Origin of the sequence: Brevibacillus fluminis (assembly GCF_003710825.1) — a bacterium.
GTDB classification, from domain to species: Bacteria; Bacillota; Bacilli; order Brevibacillales; family Brevibacillaceae; genus Brevibacillus_D; species Brevibacillus_D fluminis.
Genome location: NZ_RHHQ01000012.1, coordinates 133,701 through 155,836 on the forward strand (window position 1 = coordinate 133,701; position 22,136 = coordinate 155,836).

22 protein-coding genes and 1 pseudogene are annotated in these 22,136 nt (G+C 51.5%); 19 read left to right on the plus strand and 4 right to left on the minus strand.

Features of this window, described 5'->3' with window-relative positions; translation table 11 throughout:
• Positions 1 to 145 precede the first annotated feature (145 nt).
• From EDM56_RS14860 to nagZ, 11 genes are all read left to right on the plus strand, one after another.
• Positions 146 to 520 (plus strand): VOC family protein, encoded by a 375-nt coding sequence (locus EDM56_RS14860; protein ID WP_122918682.1) that lies wholly within the window; start codon positions 146 to 148, stop codon positions 518 to 520.
• Positions 521 to 584: 64 nt separating this feature from the next.
• The gene (locus EDM56_RS14865; RefSeq protein WP_122918683.1) at positions 585 to 1,340 is read left to right on the plus strand and encodes a class I SAM-dependent methyltransferase; all 756 of its coding nucleotides are present in this window, start codon (positions 585 to 587) and stop codon (positions 1,338 to 1,340) included.
• 238 nt (positions 1,341 to 1,578) lie between these two features.
• The gene (locus EDM56_RS14870; protein WP_122918684.1) at positions 1,579 to 2,631 is read left to right on the plus strand and encodes a serine hydrolase domain-containing protein; all 1,053 of its coding nucleotides are present in this window, start codon (positions 1,579 to 1,581) and stop codon (positions 2,629 to 2,631) included.
• A gap of 38 nt (positions 2,632 to 2,669) precedes the next feature.
• A complete protein-coding gene (locus EDM56_RS14875; RefSeq protein WP_122918685.1) occupies positions 2,670 to 4,001 on the plus strand; it encodes an ABC transporter substrate-binding protein in 1,332 nt (443 codons plus the stop codon).
• A 28-nt stretch (positions 4,002 to 4,029) separates the two neighbouring features.
• Positions 4,030 to 4,980 (plus strand): carbohydrate ABC transporter permease, encoded by a 951-nt coding sequence (locus EDM56_RS14880; RefSeq protein ID WP_122918686.1) that lies wholly within the window; start codon positions 4,030 to 4,032, stop codon positions 4,978 to 4,980.
• A 33-nt stretch (positions 4,981 to 5,013) separates the two neighbouring features.
• Positions 5,014 to 5,841: a carbohydrate ABC transporter permease gene (locus EDM56_RS14885; RefSeq protein ID WP_122918687.1), complete on the plus strand. Its 828-nt coding sequence runs from the start codon at positions 5,014 to 5,016 to the stop codon at positions 5,839 to 5,841.
• A gap of 40 nt (positions 5,842 to 5,881) precedes the next feature.
• Positions 5,882 to 6,847 (plus strand): GNAT family N-acetyltransferase, encoded by a 966-nt coding sequence (locus tag EDM56_RS14890; RefSeq protein ID WP_122918688.1) that lies wholly within the window; start codon positions 5,882 to 5,884, stop codon positions 6,845 to 6,847.
• Positions 6,848 to 6,872: 25 nt separating this feature from the next.
• Positions 6,873 to 7,853 (plus strand): N-acetylglucosamine kinase, encoded by a 981-nt coding sequence (locus tag EDM56_RS14895; protein ID WP_122918689.1) that lies wholly within the window; start codon positions 6,873 to 6,875, stop codon positions 7,851 to 7,853.
• Entirely contained in the window at positions 7,846 to 8,709 is an 864-nt protein-coding gene (locus EDM56_RS14900; protein WP_122918690.1) for a MurR/RpiR family transcriptional regulator, read from the plus strand. Before EDM56_RS14895 ends, EDM56_RS14900 begins: the two co-directional genes overlap by 8 nt.
• A gap of 24 nt (positions 8,710 to 8,733) precedes the next feature.
• A complete protein-coding gene (gene murQ / locus EDM56_RS14905) occupies positions 8,734 to 9,636 on the plus strand; it encodes an N-acetylmuramic acid 6-phosphate etherase (protein ID WP_122918691.1) in 903 nt (300 codons plus the stop codon).
• 15 nt (positions 9,637 to 9,651) lie between these two features.
• On the plus strand, positions 9,652 to 11,244 hold the full coding sequence (gene nagZ / locus EDM56_RS14910; protein WP_246009392.1) for a beta-N-acetylhexosaminidase: 1,593 nt from the start codon (positions 9,652 to 9,654) through the stop codon (positions 11,242 to 11,244).
• Positions 11,245 to 11,312: 68 nt separating this feature from the next.
• Here nagZ and EDM56_RS14915 read toward each other — a convergent pair whose 3' ends face one another.
• Positions 11,313 to 11,903: a hypothetical protein gene (locus tag EDM56_RS14915; protein WP_122918692.1), complete on the minus strand. Its 591-nt coding sequence runs from the start codon at positions 11,901 to 11,903 to the stop codon at positions 11,313 to 11,315.
• Positions 11,904 to 12,224: 321 nt separating this feature from the next.
• On the opposite strand from EDM56_RS14915, the gene EDM56_RS14920 reads away from it, so the two are divergent.
• From EDM56_RS14920 to EDM56_RS14945, 6 genes are all read left to right on the plus strand, one after another.
• Entirely contained in the window at positions 12,225 to 12,992 is a 768-nt protein-coding gene (locus tag EDM56_RS14920; protein ID WP_122918693.1) for an ABC transporter ATP-binding protein, read from the plus strand.
• Between the two features lie 15 nt (positions 12,993 to 13,007).
• Positions 13,008 to 14,879, plus strand: coding sequence for an FtsX-like permease family protein (locus EDM56_RS14925; RefSeq protein ID WP_122918694.1), 1,872 nt, complete (start codon positions 13,008 to 13,010; stop codon positions 14,877 to 14,879).
• Between the two features lie 253 nt (positions 14,880 to 15,132).
• Positions 15,133 to 16,182 (plus strand): response regulator, encoded by a 1,050-nt coding sequence (locus EDM56_RS14930; protein WP_122918695.1) that lies wholly within the window; start codon positions 15,133 to 15,135, stop codon positions 16,180 to 16,182.
• 17 nt (positions 16,183 to 16,199) lie between these two features.
• Complete coding sequence (locus EDM56_RS14935) at positions 16,200 to 16,754, plus strand: heme NO-binding domain-containing protein (protein WP_122918696.1); 555 nt, start codon at positions 16,200 to 16,202, stop codon at positions 16,752 to 16,754.
• Positions 16,747 to 18,489: a hybrid sensor histidine kinase/response regulator gene (locus EDM56_RS14940; protein WP_122918697.1), complete on the plus strand. Its 1,743-nt coding sequence runs from the start codon at positions 16,747 to 16,749 to the stop codon at positions 18,487 to 18,489. Before EDM56_RS14935 ends, EDM56_RS14940 begins: the two co-directional genes overlap by 8 nt.
• Positions 18,482 to 18,850 (plus strand): response regulator, encoded by a 369-nt coding sequence (locus EDM56_RS14945; RefSeq protein ID WP_122918698.1) that lies wholly within the window; start codon positions 18,482 to 18,484, stop codon positions 18,848 to 18,850. Before EDM56_RS14940 ends, EDM56_RS14945 begins: the two co-directional genes overlap by 8 nt.
• A gap of 117 nt (positions 18,851 to 18,967) precedes the next feature.
• On the opposite strand, the gene EDM56_RS14950 is transcribed toward EDM56_RS14945, so the two are convergent.
• The 3 genes and pseudogenes from EDM56_RS14950 to EDM56_RS31860 all read right to left on the minus strand — a co-directional run.
• Positions 18,968 to 19,231: a hypothetical protein gene (locus tag EDM56_RS14950; protein ID WP_122918699.1), complete on the minus strand. Its 264-nt coding sequence runs from the start codon at positions 19,229 to 19,231 to the stop codon at positions 18,968 to 18,970.
• Positions 19,232 to 19,273: 42 nt separating this feature from the next.
• The gene (locus tag EDM56_RS14955) at positions 19,274 to 20,032 is read right to left on the minus strand and encodes a YheC/YheD family protein (RefSeq protein WP_122918700.1); all 759 of its coding nucleotides are present in this window, start codon (positions 20,030 to 20,032) and stop codon (positions 19,274 to 19,276) included.
• 39 nt (positions 20,033 to 20,071) lie between these two features.
• Positions 20,072 to 20,160 (minus strand): annotated as a pseudogene (locus EDM56_RS31860) (phosphoenolpyruvate phosphomutase); the annotation flags it as partial.
• A 309-nt stretch (positions 20,161 to 20,469) separates the two neighbouring features.
• Here EDM56_RS31860 and EDM56_RS14965 point away from each other — a divergent pair.
• Together EDM56_RS14965 and EDM56_RS14970 are read left to right on the plus strand one after the other, a co-directional pair.
• Positions 20,470 to 20,835 carry a MerR family transcriptional regulator gene (locus EDM56_RS14965; protein ID WP_122918701.1) on the plus strand — a complete coding sequence of 122 codons (366 nt, stop codon included), beginning with the start codon at positions 20,470 to 20,472 and terminating at the stop codon, positions 20,833 to 20,835.
• Between the two features lie 116 nt (positions 20,836 to 20,951).
• Positions 20,952 to 21,833: an NAD(P)-dependent oxidoreductase gene (locus EDM56_RS14970; RefSeq protein ID WP_122918702.1), complete on the plus strand. Its 882-nt coding sequence runs from the start codon at positions 20,952 to 20,954 to the stop codon at positions 21,831 to 21,833.
• The last annotated feature ends 303 nt before the right edge of the window (positions 21,834 to 22,136 follow it).

Below are 22,136 nucleotides of genomic sequence, written 5' to 3' on the forward strand. Positions count from 1 at the left end.
TAGCCAGCCGCTGCTTCTTTATTTACCCCGGTCCACATCAGCCAGTAACAAAAAAACGCTGGATTTTTGTTGGGGATTTATGTAAAATAAATTCGTAAAATGAAACTCGGTTTTATCAGATGAAACATAAATGGAGATGATCGCGATGTCTTTCACATTTTCCGGAATCGACCACATTCAACTCGCCGCGCCGGAGGGATGCGAAGCGGAAGCACGTCGGTTTTTCAACGACCTGCTAGGCTGGCCCGAAATCCCGAAGCCGGAGATCTTGCGGAAGCGCGGCGGCGTATGGTTCCAATGCGGGACACATCAAGTCCACATCGGAGTACAAAAAGACTTTGTTCCCGCCACCAAGGCGCATCCAGCCTTCCACGTGGAAAAGATCGACCAGCTTCGGGCTTACTTGCTGGAAAAAGGTCTGCCGGTGATCGATGACGATGCCCGTGCGGATGAAGGCGTTTCGCGTTTTTATTTGAATGATCCGTTTGGCAACCGGCTTGAGTTTTTAGAATGGCTGTAAATGGCTGTAAACATCAGCCTGCGTCAGTGTGAGCTTTCATCTTTCTGATAAGAGGTGGTATGTGATGGACAGCAAAGAACGGTTTTCCAATCGCGTGGATACGTACGTCAAGTACCGTCCGACCTATCCGCAGGAATCAATCGATTATTTGTATAATGCGATCGGCCTGCGTCCCGAGAGCGAGATTGCGGATATTGGGGCGGGTACCGGAATTTTTTCGAAGCTGCTGATCGAACGGGGGAGCCGAGTCATCGCCGTCGAGCCGAATCAAGCCATGCGCGATGCAGCTGTGGACATGCTTGTCGATGAACCAGGTTTTCGCGTTGTTTCGGGTTCGGCCGAGGCGACGGGGCTGGCAGATTCATCCGTTGATTTCATCGTCTGCGCCCAGGCGTTCCACTGGTTTGACCGGCAAGCGGCACAAGCAGAATTTCGGCGGATTTTGAAGCCGGGCGGGAAAGCGATTTTGATCTGGAATTCACGGCTCACGCATGGAACGCCGTTTCGCGAAGGCTATGACAAGCTTTTGCACACATTCGGGACCGATTATGAAAAAGTCGGCCACAAAAACATTTCATCGGAGACGATCCGCGCCTTTTTCAAGGATGGGGAAATGGGGGAGGCGCGCTTCACCAACTCGCAATCGTTCGATTTCGCCGGACTCAGCGGGCGGTTGCTGTCGTCCTCATACAGCCCGACTCCCGGACATCCGAATTTTGAGCCGATGATGGCGGAGTTACGCAATCTGTATGAAGCCAATCAACAGGACGGGCTCGTATCGTTTGATTATGAGACGGAAGTTTTTTGGGGCGAGGTATAAAGGCGAACGGCGATGCCGACAGGCGCACTGCGAAAGCGTGGTGCGCTTTTTCACGTGAATTGCTGAAATTATATTTCAAAAAACAACAAAATATTTGATATTTTATTTTAGGTGTGTATAATTCAAATTGTAGCTATTATTCTGAAATAAAATTTCAGCAGTTGACCGGGCCTGTTTTCGAAAGCGCTTTACTACGCAGGAGAAACCAAAAAGGGGGTTCATTCCGATCAGCAGAGCATTGGAAGAACAAATCGATTCGTTTTTGCAAAAAGCAGTGGCGGAGGGGCACATTCCCGGAGCCGTCCTGCAAGTCGCACATCAGGGCCAGCTGTTGTATGAAAATGCGGTCGGCTATCGCGCCTGCTTTCCCGAAAGGCTGCCGATGCAGCTCGATACCGTTTTCGACCTCGCCTCATTGACGAAAGTGGTGGCGACATTGCCTGCCGCTTTGCAACTCATGGAGCGAGGGCAGATGGCGCTGGATGATCCGGTCGATTCCATCATTCCGCAGTTTGGACGGCATCATGCGGAAAAAGTCCGGATCGGCCACCTGCTTACCCATACCTCCGGGCTTCATGCCGACTTCACCATTGACCCCTACACCATGACGAAAGAGCAGATGCAGGCGGCGATCTGTCAGTTGGATTTGTTACATACGCCGGGAGCGAAAGTCATTTACAGCGATCTTGGAATGATGTTGCTGGCAAAGGTCATCGAGGCATTGACCGACATGCCGTTTGACCGCTATGTTCGCCAAGCCATTTTCGAGCCGTTGGAAATGGAGGAAACGTGCTTCAATCCGACTTTCGCACAAGAACGCTATGCTGCGACAGAGTTTTGCCAAAGGCGAGGCGCCTATAAAGCCGGTATCGTCCATGACGAGAAGGCCGATGCGATGGGCGGTGTCAGCGGACATGCCGGACTATTTTCAACGGTTGCAGATCTGTCGCGCTACGCCTGCATGTGGAAGCATGACGGTTTGTACCGGGGAAGGCGCATCTTGTCCAAAACGGCGATTCGCACGGCACGGCGCAATTTTACCGCGTTTGATGCGGAGTATCGCGGATTGGGCTGGTTGCTTAAAAGTCAGTCCGGCCCTAGCTCAAGCGGGGACTTCATGTCGACGGAAGCATACGGCCATACCGGATTTACCGGGACGAGCATCTGGTTCGATCCACAGGTTCATCTGCATGTGATTTTGCTGACCAATCGTGTCCATTTTGGTAGACACGACCATATTTTGCGATTGCGTCCGAGGCTGCATAATTTGATTCGCGCAAGCTTAGTGTAAGTATTTTCATTATTTCGAAAATAATGAGGGGGTTCTGTATGAAAAAGAGGGGTCTTTTCACTACAATCGGTTTTCTCGGTTTATCCGCTGCGTTGGTTTTGTCCGGCTGTTCCAGCAAGCCGGCGGCTTCAGGTGATCAGGTCGAGCTGTTTTTAGGCTATGACTCCGATCCGCCGACCAAGAAAAAGATGGAAGAGATTATCGCCAAGTTCGAGGCGGCGCACACCAACATCAAGATCAAGACCGAAACCGCTCCCTATGATGACTTCTACAAAAAATTGACGACGCAAATTGCGACAGGTACGGCGCCTGACGTCTGGCAGAGCGACGGAACGAAAGTGTTCGGCTATGCAGAACGCGGGGCATTGCGCGACATCACCGATTTCGTAAACAAAGAGATCAACAAGGATGACGTGTACGGGATCGATTTCGGCAAAGATTCCACCGGCAAATACTGGGCAGTTCCCCAAGGCATTCAGGTGGGCGTGCTCTATTACAACAAAGACTTGTTCGACAAAGCCAGCGTTCCTTATCCAACAGCAGACTGGACGTGGGACGACCTAAAAGCAGCGGCCGCCAAGCTGACGCTCGATGCGAACGGCAAAAATGCGGACGACCCTGCGTTTGACAAAAAAGCGGTCAAGCAGTACGGCTTCACCTTCTTCGGCAGCTCGCGCGGCGCATTCAACATTTTGAAAGCGTACGGTGGCGGCGTGCTCGACCCGAGCATGAGCAAGTCGATCATCAACTCGCCGGAAAACAAAAAAGCGCTGGAATGGATGGAAGACGGGATGAAGCGCAAGCTGTTCCCGAATCCATCGGAGCTCAAAGCGTTCCAAAGCAACTTCAAGGTGTTCCTGAGCGGAGCGGCTGCGATGCAGATCGACATTTACGCAGCGACGACTTCGATGAACGATGCGGGGCTTAACTATGATGTCGCGCCATTGCCAAAAGGCCCTGGCGGCAAGCGATTCGCGCCGGTGATCGCCAATTCGTGGGTCATCAACAAAAAAGCCGATGATGCCAAAGTGAAGGCGGCGGAAGAGTGGATCAAGTTCTGGGCGACGAGCGACGAGGCTCAAAAAGAATGGGCGCAGGTCGGCGAAGCGGTGCCGGTGAAAAAATCGGTGGCCAACTCCGATATGTTCCTGACGAAAGAGACCAAGCCAGACAGCAAAAAAGTGTTCCTCGACAGCCTCGAATTCGCTGGCACGATCGACGCCAACGCGGTGTTTTCAGAGTGGTACAAAGTATTCAGTGACAATCTGACCGACCTGTTTATGGAAAAAACCAATGTAGACACCTTCATTTCCAAAACGGACCCTGAACTGCAAAAAGTGCTGGACGATTTCTACAAAAAGCAAAAATAGCTTGTAAAAAAGGGTGTGAAAACCGACCATGCTTGAGCTTGAAAAGGAAGGACGACCGCAGCCTGTCATCAAAAAAAAGCGAAAGTGGTTGGACAGTGAGGGGAGATGGGGGCTTTTGATGGTCTCCCCTTATCTACTCAACTTCATTGTTTTCGTGCTGGGCACATCGCTTGCTTCAATCTATTTCAGTTTTTCTGACTATGACATGCTCAATCCACCGGAATGGACTGGACTTGCGAATTACGAGAAGCTGTTCCAGGACCCGCTGTTTTACAAGGCGCTGTGGAACACCGTATACTTCACCATCCTCTACGTGCCGGCCAAAACGTTTTTGGCGCTGATCCTCGCTGTCGCACTGAACCAGAAGCTGAAGGGGCTGAAGTTTTTCCGCATCGCCCACTTCCTGCCGGTCATCTCGTCGTGGACGGTGATCGCGTATGTCGCGGATGCGATTTTCAATACGCGGATCGGTTTCGCCAATGCGCTTTTGGCTAAGTTCGGCTTCGCGCCGCAAGACTGGCTCGCTGATGAACGCTGGGTCATCCCGGTGCTGGTGCTGGTCGCGATTTGGAAAAGCGTCGGCTATATGATGGTGATCTTTTTAGCGGGCTTGCAGGGGATTTCATCCGACATGTATGAGGCTGCCAGCATCGATGGCGCGAGCGCGTGGCAAAAGTTTTGGAAAATCACCGTTCCGATGATTTCCGGTACAACATTTTTGGTTATCATCCTCAACACCATCTATTCGTTCCAAAACTTTGAGCAAATCTTCGTCATGACGGGCGCATCGTCCGAAGCGGCGTCCACCGGCGGTACCAAAAACGCCTCGCTGGTGCTGATGCTGTTCATGTACCGCGAAGGATTCAGCTTTTTCAAGATGGGATACGCCTCGGCCATCGCTTGGGTGCTGTTCATCATCTTGTTCCTCATCACCTTGGTTCAATTCAAGCTGCAGAAGAAATGGGTTCACTATGATTGAGTGGGCACAAGGCAAATCTGAAAGGAGGCGGCCATGCGCAAGCGATTTTCCTACAGCAAGCTGCTGGGCTACATCGTCGTTATTTTCAGCACGCTGGTGATGATCGTTCCGTTTTTGACCACCGTGTTCAACTCGCTGAAAACATACAAGCAATACATGGCGTTTCCACCGGAATGGCTGCCCGATCCGGTGCGCTGGAGCAACTATACGCAGGTGTGGGAGCAGGCCAATTTCAATGCCTATACGTTCAACAGCGTGTATGTCGCCATTTTGTCCGTCATCGGGGCGATCTTGTCGAGCTCGATGATCGCCTACGCGTTTGCGCGGCTGCGCTTTCCGTTTCGCGATACACTGTTTATGATCGTGCTTGGCACGATGATGATCCCGGGAATCGTGACGATCATCCCGCAGTTCATCATTTTCAAAAACCTCGGGATGGTCGACTCGCTGACTCCGCTTTGGTTTTTGGAGTGGCTGGGTCAGCCGTTCGCCATCTTCCTGCTGCGCCAGGCGTTTCTCGGCATTCCGGCGGAATACGAGGAAGCGGCGAAGCTCGATGGCTGCAATCCGTTTCAAATTTACTGGAAAATTTACTTGCCGATGGCGAAGCCGGCAATGGCGACCCTCGCCGTATTCACCTTCATGGGCAAGTGGAACGAAATATTGTCACCGGTAATTTATTTGGTGTCCGAAGAAAAATTCACGCTGCCGGTTGGCATCATGTCGCTCGCCGGGCAGTTCAAAACGAATGACCAGCTGCTGGTCGCAGGTGCTTTGATCAGTCTGGTTCCGATCTTGATCGTGTTCTTGTTTGCGGAAAAGTATTTTGTGGAAGGCTCCAAAACATCGGGGCTGAAATGAGTGGAAGCATCGTAAGGATGTAAGAAAGCTGGTGGGCAGCATGAAAGTGGTAGCGTGGGATAGAGCGTATCTGGTCGCATTGTGCCAGTTTTGGAATCAAGAGCTGGGGGAGCGCTTTCCGATTCGCAAGGAGCTATTTGCGCAAAACAGCTTTGAGGACGCCAATGTATTGGCGGGCGGATCGTGGATTGCCCTCGATGCTCATACAGATCGCGTAATCGGCTTCGTCGTGGCAAAGAGCTGGCAGGAGCAAGGGATGTCGGTGCGATTAGGCAAAGGAATCGGCTGGATTCAAGTGCTGCTTGTCGCCCAAAACGAGCGTGGCAAAGGCATTGGGCGTGAACTTTTGGCGAGAGCAGAGCGGGCGCTCATCGCGCAAGGCGCACAAAAAATTTGGCTTGGTCGCGATCCGTATCACTACTTTCCAGGGATTCCTGAAGAATCGCCTGAAGTAAAAAGCTGGTTCGAGAACAAAGGCTACACGTTGACGGAGCCGCTCGAAAACGATCTGCTGTGTCGGTATGAGGAGGGGCAGCCTTTCGCAGTGCCGACGTTTGCAGACGCGCGGTTCCGGTTGGTTGAGCGAGCGGATGAGGAAGCATTGCTGCGGTTTCTGCATCGCTGCTTTCCAGGACGCTGGGAATATGAAGCGATTCACTATTTTCGGCGCGGCGGCGTAGGCAGGGAGTTCGTCGTGCTGGAGAAAGAGGGCGAGATCATCGGGTTTTGCCGGATCAATGATGCACACTCCCCGTTCATTGCCCAAAATGTATACTGGGCAGATTTGATGGGCGAGTCGTATGGCGGAATCGGTCCGCTTGGCGTCGATCCTGTACATCGCCAGAAGGGCTACGGACTGGCTGTCGTGCAGGCGGGCATCGCTTTTTTGCGCGAACGAGGTGTGACCAGCATCGTGATCGACTGGACCACACTTGTCTCTTTTTATGAAAAGCTGGGCTACCGCAGCTGGAAACAATATGCGAAATATAGCAAGGACGTCAACTGAGTGAAACAGAGAGCGAGGGATTCGCATGCGAGTCGTAGCGGGAATCGATGGAGGCGGGACGAAAACGGAGTGCATGCTGGCTTGTCTGAAGACAGGAAAGACGGTGACGGTCACCGGAGCGGGCTGCAATCCGCTGATCACAGGCTACGAGCGACTGGCGCAGACGGTGCGCGCGCTGTTAGAAGAAGCGCTCCGGGAAATGGCGCTGTCGTTTGGTGCGATACAGGCGATCTGCCTGGGCGTAGCTGGAGCTGGAAGGCCGCAGGAGCAGGAGCAGGTGGACACAGCTGTACGGGCGATGCTGGCGAAAGAAGGGATCGGTCCGAATGTCCCCTGCCTCGTGCTGCATGATGCTGACATCGCCTTGCGCGGTGCGCTCGCGCCGGAACAAAAGGCAGGAATCATCGCGATCGCAGGAACTGGCTCGGTGGCATACGGGGTGGATGCGGGCGGTAAGCGTTACCGCAGCGGCGGCTGGGGCCATCTTTTGGGCGATGAGGGGAGCGGCTACGCGATCGGCCTCGCCGGTTTGCAGGCGGTTTGCCGGGCGTATGATCGGCGCGGAGAGCAGACGTTGCTGACCCGTACCGTACTTGAGCTTTGCCAGCTGGCCGACCCGCAGGAGCTGATTCCTTATTTGTACACGAACTCTTTGGAAAAAAGCGAGATTGCCCGATTTGCGAAATTGGTCATCGAGGCAGCGGAAGCACGCGATCACGTCTCGATCGGCATTTTGACCAAGGCCGCAGATGAGCTGATCCTTCATATAGAAAGCTTGCGTGTCCAGATGCAGGGACACGCTGACGGAGAGGAACACTACCCGGTGGTTGTGGCAGGCTCCATCTTTGCGCATAGTCCGTTCATCAAGGAGCGGTTTGCAGAACAAATTACGGTGCGAAAGCTCGGCGTTTTTCAAGAGCCGTACGGTTCTCCTGTGGAAGGGGCCGTCCGGATTGCCAAGGAACTGGCTGGAGCTGATGGCGGGGAGGAGACAGAGCATGCTTAACGGAGGACTGCTGCGCATCCGCGAAGGGCTTCTACAAATCAAGCCTGCAGAACGCAATGTTGCCCATTATATATTGGAAAATCCGGCGGAGGTCGTCCGGCTGTCGGTTAAGGAGCTTTCGGAAAAGAGCAGCTCCAGCCAGGCCGCCATCACGCGGATGTGCAAAAATCTCGGACTCGATGGCTTTCAGGAGCTGAAAATACGCATCGCCGGCGATTTGCAGCTATCCGCGCAGACGGATGAGGATTTCAAGGAGATCCGTTCGTCCGATAGCTTGCCGACGCTGATCGAGTCGGTGTCCATCAATAACATTTATTCGATACGCGAGACGTTGAAAATATTGGATGAAAAGAGCGTCCAGCGCGCGGTCGAGGCGCTCACCGGGGCAAAAAGGATCGATTTTTTCGGTGTCGGCGCATCGCAGCTGATTGCGCTTGATGCCCAGCAAAAATTCATGCGGATCAACAAATACTGCACTGCATTCGCCGACTCACACCAGCAGCTGACGGCAGCCGTGACGCTGACGAAGGACGATGTAGCGTTCGGAATCTCTTATTCCGGCGAAACGAGGCAAGTGATCGCGGCGATCCGAGAGGCGAAGGCGCTGGGGGCGACGACTATCGGGCTTACCCGCTTTGGCAACAATACGCTGTCCAACCTCGTTGATATTTGCTTGCCAGTTGTGTCACGGGAATCGGATATTCGCAGTGCGGCGACATCGTCGCGCATCGCCCAGTTGAACATCATCGATATTTTGTTCATGGGCGTAGCGGCGCAAAATTACGAGCAATCTGTGCACTATCTGCGTGAGACACGCCATGTTGTGCGACAGGAATTCCATAAGACTTCATTTTGAATGGGTTTTTCGAGAGGAGCCATTATGACAGATCTGGATCAGCTAGTAACCGAATCGCGGAATGAGCGAACCAAGCAGCTGGATCAAAAATCAACGGAAGAAATCTTGACGATCATCAATGAAGAAGATCAGACCGTGGCTTTGCAAGTGCAGAAAGCAATCCCTGAGATCATCGCGGTGGTCGAGAAGATTGTGGCTTCCTTCAAGCGAGGGGGGCGGTTGTTCTACGTAGGCGCGGGAACGAGCGGACGGATCGGGACGCTTGATGCTTCGGAGTGTCCGCCTACGTTCAGCACAGACCCGCAGATGGTGAGAGGATTGATTGCCGGCGGGCAGGAAGCGGTTTTTCGTTCGGTCGAAGGCGCCGAAGATGATGAGGGAATGGGAATTACCGATATGGCGCAAAACCAAGTGACCGCAAGCGATATTGTCATCGGTATTACGGCAAACGGTGGAGCGCCTTATGTGATCGGGGCATTGAAGGAGGCACGGAAGCGGGGAGCGGCCACGGTGGCGTTCGCCTGCAACCGGAAGGCCGTCATCAATGACTATGCGGACATGCACATCACGGTTGAGGTCGGGCCAGAGGTTGTAACCGGCTCGACGCGGATGAAGGCGGGAACAGCGCAAAAGCTGGTGCTCAATATGTTGACCACGACGGCGATGATCAAGCTGGGCAAGGTGTATGACAACCTGATGGTCGACATGCAGCCGCTCAACGCCAAGCTAACGGAGCGAGCCAAGCGGATCATTCAAACCGCTGCTGATTGTACGCGGGAAGAGGCGGAGGAGCTTTTCAGCCGATCGGGCGGGCATCCCAAGGTAGCGATCGTGATGCATCGCTGCGGCGTAAACCGCGAGCGTGCTTTGGAGCTGCTTGCGCAAACGGACGGATTCGTTCAGCGGGCAATCGAACAGGGCTTTTAGAGGAGGCGGGCAAGCGTGGAGCTTTCACAGATGACATTGGCGCAAAAATTGGGGCAGATGGTGATGTGTGGTTTTCATGGCGAAACATGCGATGAGCAGCTGCGCGCCTTGATCACGCGCCAGCATGTGGGCGGGATCATCTATTTTACCCGGAATGTGGTTGAGCCAAAGCAAATTCACGAATTGTCCTCCGCGCTGCAGCAGGCCGCCATCGCGACGAACGGCATTCCGCTTTTGATTGCCACAGATCAGGAAGGTGGCATGGTCACGCGAATCAAAAGCGGCGTTACGCCAATTCCGGGGCAGATGGCGCTCGGGGCTGCGGGAGACGAACACGCAGTCAGACAGCTGGCTTGCATCAGCGGCGGCGAGCTGCGTCATCTGGGAATCAACATGAATCTTGCGCCATGCCTGGACATTCAAAACAATCCGCGCAATCCGGTGATTGGGGTGCGTTCGTATGGCAGCGATCCGCATCGGGTGGCGCGAATGGGCGCTGCGGCAATCGAAGGGTATCAGGAAGCGGGAATCGTCCCTGTCATCAAACATTTCCCGGGACATGGCGATACGTCGGTCGACTCTCATTTGGCCGTTCCGAGTATTCCACACGATTTGGCACGTCTGCGCGAGCGGGAGCTTGTTCCGTTTGTTGAGGCGATCACGTGTGGGGCGGATGTCGTCATGACGGCTCATGTGCTGTTTTCCGCAATCGATGACACCCTCCCGGCCACACTTTCCAAGCCGGTTTTAACAGGTCTTTTACGCGAGCAGTTGGGATTTGAGGGTGTGATCATGACCGATTGCATGGAAATGAAGGCCATCGCCGATACGTTTGGAACCGAACAGGCTGCAGTGATGGCCGTTGAGGCGGGAGCCGACATCATCTTGATCAGCCATACCTATGCCGCACAGCTAGGCGCTCTACGGGCGCTGCATGAGGCGGTGGAGGCAGGCGTGCTGACGGAGGAGCGGATCGACCGCTCTGTCAGCCGGATTTTGCACATGAAGAAAAAGCGGGGCGTTATGCCTCCGTCCTTATCGTGGGTGGGCTCGCAGGAGCAGTTGGAACGGCCGGAAGCAATCGCCTGCGCCAAAGCACTGTCAGCGAAAAGCATCACGGTTGTACGGGATGAAGCGCGTTTGATTCCGCTGCAAAAAGAGGAGAACGTGTTGGTCATTTATCCGAAAAGCGCCGTCACGACCGGTGCGGATGAGCGAATCGAAACAACTCAGTCGCTTGGCGAACAGCTCGCACGCTACGGGTATCGCGTCATCGAGATGCGTATTGACGCCAACCCTACACTTGCAGAGATGGAAGCCGTGTTGGCAAAGAGCAAAGAAGCGGAACAGCTGGTTGTCGCCACCTACAATGCGCAAAACTACCCTGCACAGCTGGAGCTGCTGCAGCTGCTCACCACCTTGCATGGAACAAAAAGTCTGGTGGCCGTAGCGCTGCGCAATCCGTATGACGCGACAGCTGCTAAGCAGATCGGGACGTATGTGGCCACATATGAAAGCAGCCCGCTCGCGCTGGAGTCGCTTGCCAGTGTTTTGGCAGGGGAGCAAGAGTCTGTCGGCACATTGCCGGTCTTGCTTGAAGGAAATTGACAGATAAAAAAACGTTGTCCATCGGGGCAACGTTTTTTTCAACGGGTTTTTGGGAGTCTATAGGTCGCTTATTCGTTATGGATTTGCCAGTCGCTCGTTTTGACGCTTACCACCTTTTGCGCGCTGGACAGCGCTTCAAGTGTAAATTTCACACCTTGTTCTTCCGGTACAAGGACATACCAGAGTTTAAAGGGAAATAGGTCGTTGGAAAGGATGTGTGCATCAAAGCTTTCCTTGGTCCGTTCGCTCTGAACGCGGATCGTCTGGATGTCGTTGGTGAGGATGACGCCGAATAGCATCGGTGAAGGCAAATCGAATGGCGTTCCTTTTGTGCTGGGGAAATATTGATCGGTCCAGTCATGTTCGGTGTCGAGAACATCCTTTTGCAGCGGGGGAATTGAATGCCCGCCGCCAAATCCCCACTTCCAGCCGCCCGTCCATGTCTTTTTCACATACTCTGCGTTGATCATCTGGTTATCGCCCCTCACATAGAAGACCATTTTCCCATTCGCCAGATCAATTTCATCATAAATTTGGCCGACAGATGTACGTACTTGCTCGATCGCAGCCACAGGGGTTACTGCTGATCTGTCATTCAGAAAAAGAGAAATGCCGATGATGAAGAGGAGAAGAGAAGAAAGCAGGAAAGTTTTTTTCATTGGCCCCCTGGTGGTCACTGGTCATCGGAAGGGATTTGTGACCATACTGGTTAAAATTTGTTATTCATCCATTTAATCACAAATTATTTCATCCATTCAACCTAATATTCTGTTCATTCCGTAAGAAAGTTGCATGCGCAGGACAACGTTTTCCGTCACGTTCCAGCCGATCAGCGAGCAGCCTTCGGTGAAATAAAGCCCTCATTTTTTCTCTTTTCTTACAAGAATGAAAGGTAAATGTAAGCTAGATCAATGGCTCCTCCTCCGCGAACCCGGTACAGTAAATACATGCAAAACGAACGAAAAGCGGAGGAAGAATCAATGAAATCAGCAGTGGTTGAATGTAAAAACGTTCAAAAGATTTACGGTGCACGCGGCCAAAGCCAATCCCATGCGCTAAAAGGCGTGTCGCTCACGATACAAGAAGGCGAATTCGTAGGGATCATGGGGCCGTCCGGCTCGGGCAAAACGACCTTGCTCAACGTTATCTCTACATTGGATCGGCCAACCGATGGGGTAATTCAAATTGCGGGGACGGACATCACTACGATGAAGCAGGGCAATCTAGCAGATTTTCGCTCGCAGAAGCTCGGCTTCATTTTCCAAGACTTCAATCTGCTCGAAAATCTGTCAGTCTATGAAAATATCGCGCTGCCCCTGTCACTGCAGGGCGTCTCTTCCAAGGAGATCGGGGCCAAGGTGACAAAAGTGGCGCAGACCCTCGGGATCGAAGGCATTTTGAATAAATACCCCGTAGAAATTTCGGGTGGGCAAAAGCAGCGGGCTGCTGCGGCGCGTGCGTTGGTGCATGATCCAGCGATTTTACTCGCGGATGAACCAACGGGCGCCCTTGATTCGAAAAACGCCAAAAGCTTGCTGGAAACGATGACCGATCTGAACGATAACCACCATGTCTCCATTATGATGGTCACGCACGATGCATTCAGCGCGAGCTACTGCAAGCGCATCCTGTTCATTCAGGACGGCGATTTGTACACGGAAATTCACCGCACGACTGATCGCCAACAATTCTTCAAACAAATTCTGGATGTCCTTGCCGAGCTTGGTGCATCGCATGATGTGCACTAGGAGGGAGGAAGGGACATGTTATTGAAGCTTTCGCTTGCGAGCATGCGCAAAATGATGAAAGACTATCTGGTGCTTCTGATCGGTCTCGTCATTTCGATCTCGATTTTCTATATGTTTCAGACGCTCGCGATGAATAAAGCGTTCATCGAAAGCAATTCCGTCATTTCGGCGATTCAGTTCGTGTTTTATGTCGGTGCCTTTTTGCTGGCGTTTATCACGTTCTTCTACATTTTTTACGCCAATTCATTCCTGTTGTCGCTGCGGCGTAAGGAGCTTGGCATGTATATGATGCTCGGGGCGAAAAAAGGGAAGGTAAGCCAGCTGTTGTTTTTGGAGACGCTCGCTGTCGGTATCCTTTCCTTGGTTATCGGGAGCATCGTGGGAGTCGGGCTTTCCAGCGGTGTCGGTCGCCTGTTGATGAGTCAGCTGGAAATCGCGCCGGAAGGCTATCAGCCGTTTTACATGCCGTCCCTGTTGGTGACAGCGATATTTTTCCTGGTGCTGTTCCTGCTGACATCGACGGTCAATGCGATTAAGCTTGCCCGCACGACCGAGCTGAACTTGATCACAGCCGAGCAGCAAAACGACCGGGTGAAGGCGAAAGGACCGCTGACCATCGTCGTAGCGGCGCTTGGGCTAATTTTGACCGCAGTCGGCTATTATGTGCTGATTCATATTAAAGAGCTGCAGCTGCTGGGCTTCGTCATCGCGACGGTGACGATTACGATCGGCACCTATCTGATTTTCATTTCGCTTTTGCCTGTCTTTTTGAATGCATTGAAAAAGAACCGCAGCCTTACTGACAAAAAGCTGAATGCCTTTACGTTCGCGCAGCTCCGTTTTCGGGTGAACAACCTAACAAAAGTGCTCGGCACCGTCACGATGCTGATCGCCCTCGGCGTAGGTGCGATGGCTGGCGGGCTCGCGTTCCAAAAAAATGTTGGCATGATGGCTGAGCTGAGCCACGCCTATGACAGTACTTTGATCGATCCAGTCGATGCAGATTACGCCGCGATGAAAAAGATGACTGTCGAGGAGCAGCGCACGTATCATTACAAAACGGATGACAAAGCCGTTTATTATCAAAAAGACGAGCTGCTCGCAAACCCGCCGCTCATCATAAACACCGGCAAGGAGATGTACATCGAAAATAATGAACCGACGCGCGTCTCTGCCAAGCTGCCCGCCGATTCCTATAGCATGTATGAGGACAAAAAGGAGAAGCAGGGAGAGGAGCTTCCGAAGGAGTGGCAAAAAGCGCTCTCGAACGAATTCTCAACCAGCTATAAGCTGTATGACGGAAAAGCGATCCGCATCGTTGGTCAGGCAGCCTATGCCGGTGTCAAAGGTAAAGAACACACGCTGCTCTTGACCAAAGTGGATGATTTCCTAAAATATAAGCCCGCGTTTAAAGAGATGGATGAGCGCCAAAAAGCGCTGGTCACGCTCGAAACGGGAGAAGAAAACCCATATCTCTCGACGAAATACGGCAACTACGAAGCGATCTATGTATTCACCAGCGGTACGATGTTCATGGGCTTCTTTTTAGGGATTGCCTTCCTGGCGATGATGGCAAGCTGCCTGATGTTCAAGATTTTGTCCGGTGCGACGCGAGACCGGAACCGCTACAGCATGCTCCGCAAGATCGGGGTGCGCAATGAATGGCTCGTCGCCTCCATTTACAAGGAGCTATTCCTGCTGTTCATTTTCCCAGCGATCATCGGACTTGTGCACGTGTTTGTCGGCATGAATCTCTTCTCGTTCATTTTGCTTGACCCGTATGTGAGCATCTGGCTTCCACTCACCGTGTTCCTGCTTATTTACGCCGTTTACTACTTCATTACCGTGCGACTTTACCGCGGAATTGTTTTGCCGAAGGAAGTGTAGAATCTGGAAAAACCGGGTAAAGGAAATAGACATGACCCCCGCTGTCATTGCGGGGGTTTTTCCTATACACGTGGAGTTTGGCCCTGTCGTTTTTTTTAGATGCGGCGTCGAATGCTGGAGCATTGACAAAATTTTACGCACATCGGTAAAATTTTAAGAAGTATGCCAATTTTTTCTTATACAGTATAAGTGCAACCGGGGTTGAGAGGTTGCCGAAAAGCTTGGGACAAGCAAAAGATGGAGTGAGACAGGCATGAACGAGTCTTGGAGACAAAACGCCTCGTTTCTGATTATCGACGATCAGGAATACAATATCAGCCTTTTAGAGCGCATATTGAGCAGGGCTGGCTATACCAATTTGCACAGTACGACCAATCCGCTGCAGCTGCAAACCCTGTTTCACGAAGTGCAGCCGGATATTATTCTACTCGATCTTCATATGCCGGAATTGGACGGATTCGCAGCGCTTCAGCAGATCAAGGAGCTGAATCAGGAGGGGGAGTATATCCCGGTTTTGGTGTTGACCGCTGATGTGACCCAGGATGCCCGAAAACGGGCGCTGCATGAAGGGGCAAATGATTTTTTGACGAAGCCCTTCGACCGGACGGAAGTGGTGCTGCGCATTCAAAATCTTCTGCGGACGCGGTTCTATCATTTGCAGCTGCAGGATCAGAATCACGACCTCGAACAGAGGATACGGAGACGCACCTTCGAGCTTGAGCAGGCGAAGAAGGAAATTTTGCAAGTATTGAGCCGGACCGCTGAGTTCCGCGATGACGAAACTGGCCAGCATACGCTACGGGTTGGCCAGCTCGCGGGCAAGCTGGGCGCTGCGCTGGGCATGACGCCACAAGAGGTGGACATGCTTGAAATGGCGACGCCGCTGCATGACATCGGCAAAATCGGCATACCGGACGGCATCCTGCTGAAGCCGGGCCGCTTTACCCCGGAAGAGTTCGAACAGATGAAAATGCATACCAAAATCGGGGCGACCATCCTGGAGGGAAGCTTGTTTCCGGTCCTGCAGCTGGCGAAAACCATCGCGCTCACACACCATGAAAAGTGGAATGGCACTGGCTACCCGTGCGGTTTGAGCGGAGAAGAGATTCCGCTCCCCGGGAGGATTGTGGCAATTGCCGACTTTTTCGATGCGTTGACCCATGAGCGACCCTACAAGAGGGCGTGGACGGTCGACGAAGCGCTGGAAGAGATCAAAAAGCAGAGCGGAACGCATTTTGATCCGCGTGTCGTGGACGCTTTCCTTGCGATCATGGAAGGCACACCCGCAACATCAATAGACTAATTGGAAGGTGTTCACGAATGAGAGGCATGGTTTTCACCACATTTTTGGAAATGGTCGAAAGTAAATTTTCGCTCAACGTCGCCGATCAGATCATCCAAGCATCCGATTTGCCCTCCGGCGGCAGCTATACGAGTGTCGGGACCTATCACCACAACGAGATGATCGCGCTTGTCGGGCAATTGAGCGAGCGGACTGGCATCCCGGCAGGGGATTTGGTACGCACCTTCGGCGAGTACCTGTTTGGCCAGCTAAACGAGATGCATCCGCAATTCATCGCGACCAACAGCTCAGCCATTTGCTTTTTGAAAAACGTCGACAGCTACATCCACGTCGAGGTTCGCAAGCTGTATCCGGACGCCGAGCTCCCATCTTTTACGTATGAAACTCCTGGGAAGGGGACACTTGTCATGACGTATCGTTCATCTCGGCCGTTCGCCGATTTGGCGGAGGGACTGATCATCGGCTGCATTGCGCATTACGGGGAGCCGATGGGGCTTGTGCGTGAGGATCTTCCGGAAGGTAAAGGCACCCGTTTTGTCTTGACGCGTCAGGAGGAAACCGCCAATGACTGAGCTTGACATGCTCCGCCGACAGCTGGAGCGCGAAAAAAAAGCACGCAAGGAAGCTGAGCGAATTGCGGAGGAAAAAACGCGAGAAATCTACTATGTGAACCAAGAGCTGCGCCATCTCAACGACCAGCTGGAAGAATTGGTCAATGAGCGCACGCTTGAGCTGTCCAAAGCGCGCGATGAAGCGGTGGAAGCCAATCAAATCAAAAGTCAATTCCTCGCCAACATGAGCCATGAGCTGCGGACGCCGTTGAATGCGATCATCGGCTATAGCGAAATGCTGAAGGAAGAGGCGGAAGAGATGGGCGAGCAGGCTTTTGCCGACGATTTGGACAAAATCAACACGGCTGGGAAGCATTTGCTCGCGCTCATCAACGATATTCTCGACCTGTCCAAAATTGAAGCAGGCAAGATGGACATTTATTTGGAAAGCTGCGAGATTGCAAGCCTTGTCCGCGATGTCGTGACGACCGTCCGTCCGCTGGTAGAGACGAACAACAACCAGCTCGACGTATCCGAGCTCCCCGAGGGGATCATGAAGACCGATGTCACCAAGCTGCGGCAAATTTTGTTGAATGTACTGAGCAACGCGTGTAAGTTTACGAAGGAAGGCACCATCTTGCTTTCCGCCGAGTATGAAATGCGGCAAGGGAAGCAGGGGATTCGCTTTCAGGTGCGTGACACGGGAATCGGGATGACGGAAGAGCAGTTGGCCAGGCTGTTTGAAGCGTTCAAGCAGGCCGATTCGTCAACGACTCGCAAATACGGCGGCACCGGGCTCGGGCTTGCGATCAGCCAGAAGCTGTGCCAAATCATGGGCGGGGACATCCAGGTAGCAAGCGAGTTCGGTAAAGGGACCACGTTCACCATCTGGCTACCTACGATTGAGCAGGATATCCACGTACTGGCGGATACGAAAGAGACCGAGATGCTGGTCAAAGGCTCAAGCACCTTATTGGTGATCGACGATGACATGGCGATGCTACAGCTTATGAAACGGTACCTCGGCAAGGAAGACTGGACGGTCGCGGTAGCCAAAAATGGCCACGAAGGCATACGCTTGGCCAAAGAGCTGCGACCCACCGTTATCGCGCTCGACGTGCTGATGCCCGGGATGGATGGGTGGACCGTACTGACTACGCTCAAAAACGATCCCGAGCTGGCCGGCATCCCCGTGGTGATGATCTCCATGACCGACGACAAAAATTTGGGCTATGCGCTGGGCGCATCCGAGTTTTTGACCAAGCCCGTTTACAGGGAGCGCCTGATCGCGGTGTTGGACAAATACGTGCCAGAGCGCCGGGACAACTCCGTACTGGTGATCGAGGATGACGTAACGACCAGCCAAATGATGACAAAAATGCTGGAGAAGGAAGGCTATCGCGTCACCCATGCGTGCAACGGGCAGATTGCGCTTGACGTTGTCGCCGAGTCGGTGCCTCAGCTCATTTTGCTCGATTTGATGATGCCGGAGATGGACGGATTCGAATTCGTGACCCAACTGCGGAAGCGGGAGGAATGGCGGGCCATCCCGATCGTCGTCGTGACCGCCAAAACGATCACGGATGAAGAGCGGCTGCGCCTAAACGGCTATGTGAAAAATATTGTGCAAAAAGGAAATTTCGAACGCAATGCGCTTCTGCAGGAAATACGCCAGCTGATCACAGGCGCGGAAGAACTGACGCGAGCGATGCATGACAGCAACTCGCAGCAGCATGAAGGGGTGAATCATGAATAAGATACTACTTGTCGAAGACAATGAAATGAACCGTGACATGCTGTCCCGCCGTCTCATGCGTAAAGGCTACCATGTCATCATGGCGGTCGACGGACAGGAAGGGATCGACCTGGCGCGTACGGAGGCGCCGGATTTGATCCTAATGGATATGAGCCTGCCGGTTGTGGATGGTTGGGATGCGACGCGCCGGTTAAAGGAAGCGGAGGAAACGCGCCATATCCCGATCATCGCGCTGACGGCGCATGCGATGGCAAGCGACCGCGAACGGGCGATACAGGCGGGGTGTGATGATTTCGATACGAAGCCGGTGGAATGGGCGCGGTTGTTGGAGAAAATGGAAGGGTTTTTGGGGAAGGTGTAGGGTTTGGGGAGAAGGAGAGGCTTGAGGGCTTCTCCTTATTTTATTGAAGAGAATACGCTTGCTAAAATGTCAACCCTAGTTGTCCTGACTGTAAGCCCCTGAAGTCGTAGACATCAATTAGCAAGAATCGAATTTTTTCTTGATCTCATCGATCTGATCCGTATTTCCTCCTCGGTATAATAACCAAGGAATTATAGATGCGTCAGTTCCCATTTGAGCAATTTCCTTGAACTGTTGGAGTAACTTGTTTAATTGGTCTTCCGTATAAGTTTTTCCCGATTTTTTTGCAGCCAGATCCATTATTGTTTTTATTGTTTCATCGTCGTTGAATTTATCTTCCGGCACACTTTTAATTAGATCGATAATCATGCCAATATCCATAGATAATCTCTCCTTTTACAGGAAGATACGATATCGTATCCCTTATTTGTAGCTTTGCATTGTCTCATACATGGTTTTATCTTCTAATTGAAGAAATATATTATCATGCGGTGAGTTATTGGCTTCAATGATCCACACCTTCCCCTGCGTATCAAAACACATATCAAATCCAATGACTCGAATACCTGGATAATTGTATTGAAGTCGCTCTACAGCCCGTAGTGCTACTTGATCTAACTCGGATAGAAGCGATTGTAGTGAAAGGTTCTGTAAGGAGGAACGTTGAACGGTTGTCTCAACGGGGAGTATGGTTGCCCCAAGGTTTACATTGGTTATGACGAAACCATAGTTTGCTAATTTTGCTAGTTTTCCTGTCACTTTCCATGGAGTTTCACTCTTACGTTGTACCATTACTCTGATGTCAAAGGGGCGATGATCTATCTCCATTAAAGGAATCCGGTGCTGAACAATATATGTTTCAGATAGAATTTTATTTACTTCCCCACTGTCAATGTATTGGGCAAAACCCTTTAATATTTCCCGTGTTAAGTAGGAAAAGAGATCATCACGTGTTACGACTTTTTTTGTCAATTTAACCTGAACCATCAAACGCTCGTTTCCTTCAGAAGAAATGGTAATGATGCCACGACCGGCACTCCCGGCAGCAGGTTTCAGAATGACTGCACCATATTTTGTAAGTAACTCCATTAGGTTTTCCTCTGTCATCAATCGAGTTTCCGGTAAATGGGAATTGATTAGTTCATCTTCTTTCAGAGCATTATATGCTTCCCATTTGTTCATCCTTTTTTCACCTCACCATTTCTATTTTTTTATATGCCAAAACTCCAAAACATCCAGCACCTGAGACCAGGAAGCTTCATTGCTGTCCCTCACCCCTTGGCTGCCGACATGGATAAACCAGATCTCCAACAGTCTATGGGTAAAACAGCAAAACTGTTACTGGGACCATCTGTTTGGTTTTTCGTTTTATCTCGGTGCGGTATACCGCACCAACTATTTTTGGGCTTGAACGAAAGGAGGGAATGCTGTGGAAAAGATTTTGTGGAGAAAACGAGTACCTAGTAATGCCTATGAGCATCACATGACCCCGTTCGATATATGTTTACCAGCAAGTAACGAGCGGAGAACCATATCATAAGTAACAGCAAGTTTATGTGAACGTATGAAACTCATCGTACAATCCAGCGATCGTAAACATAGAAGGAGGCCCGTAAGAAGTGAGAATAAGCGAACTATCGCGATTATCCAATGTCAGTGTACGTTCTATACGGCATTATGAAAACAAAGGTCTTCTTCACGCAGATCGGATGGAGAACGAATACCGGGATTTCGACGAATCAGCCGTAGAAAGAGTCAGGGCAATTCAACTGTACTTGAAGCTTGGCTTGACGGTAGAAGAGATCGGAGCATTGTTCAAGAGTGAAGCGGTAGATCCCGATGAATATGAATATTGTGATGAAATGCTGGCAACGTATGAAGAGAAGCTAAGTCATGTGAATCGTCATATCGAATCCCTTCTTGGATTGAAAAGATTACTGGAGCGGCAAATATCACTTACGAGAAGCAAAAAGAAAATCATCTAAACGCATACGCAGCCTCGGAGTATGAAGTATTGCTCCGGGGCCTTTTTATGTATTGACATTGACACTAGTGTCATCCTTTATGATTTGCATAATTTCATGAGAAAGGGGTTTTTTCAATGAGGAACCACAAATCAGTGACAGTCATCGGGTTAGGGCCGATGGGCCAGGCGATGGCGAGCGTTTTCCTTGAACGCGGCTATGCTGTGACCGTATGGAACCGGACCTCCAGTAAAACAGAAGAGCTTGTGGCGAAGGGGGCTGTAAAAGCGTCCACAGTTAATGATGCGCTAGCCGCTAACGAGTTGGTTATCCTCAGCCTTACCGATTACAATGTGATGTACGCGATTCTCGGACCTGATTCGGAAAACTTGTCTGGCAAGGTTTTCGTCAACCTGAGTTCAGATACCCCAGCAAAAGTCCGCGAAGCGGCAAAGTGGCTAGCAGACCGTGGAGCCCGGCATGTCACGGGCGGTGTACAGGCTCCGCCATCAGGTATCGGCAAGTCGGAATCTTTCACATTTTACAGTGGTCCTAGGGAGGTTTTCGATGCCCACAGAGAGACGCTGGAAGTGATCACCAGCACCGATTATCGAGGCGAGGATCCTGGACTAGCCATGTTGTACTACCAGATCCAGATGGACATATTCTGGACATCGATGCTTAGCTACCTACACGCACTTGCTGTGGCAAACGCGAACGGCATTACTGCGGAGCAGTTTCTGCCATATGCTTCATCGACGTTGTCGTCGCTTCCAACATTCATCGAATTTTACACGTCTCGTCTCGATGAGGGCAAGCATCCTGGTGATGTAGACAGACTAGCTATGGGCTTTGCGAGCGTCGAGCATGTCGTTCATACGACCGAGGATGCTAGGATCGACAATGCCTTACCAGCCGTAGTTCTGGAAATTTTCAAGCGAGGTATGGAGAATGGTCACGCCAGCGATAGTTTTACTAGCCTGATTGAAATCTTTAAAATATCAGATGTTCGTCCATAAAGATTGGGCCATTCCAGATGGGATGGCCTTTAGACTTGCCGCTGGAAGACACAGGGGAGAATCATAGTATAAACAGTAGTAAGCGATTGATTTTTTTGACATAATCTCCGCAATTAGGAGACATAAATCAGCAGAATCGAGTGAATAATTGTAACATAAATAAAACTCAGCTTTACATTTGCATTCATTTATTCCTCAAAATTCCACATTTTTTACCTCAAATACCTTGACAACCTCCAAAACCTACCTGAAACAGTATGTGACTTCTAAATATTATCAGCTTTCAAACAGGATTTTGCTGTC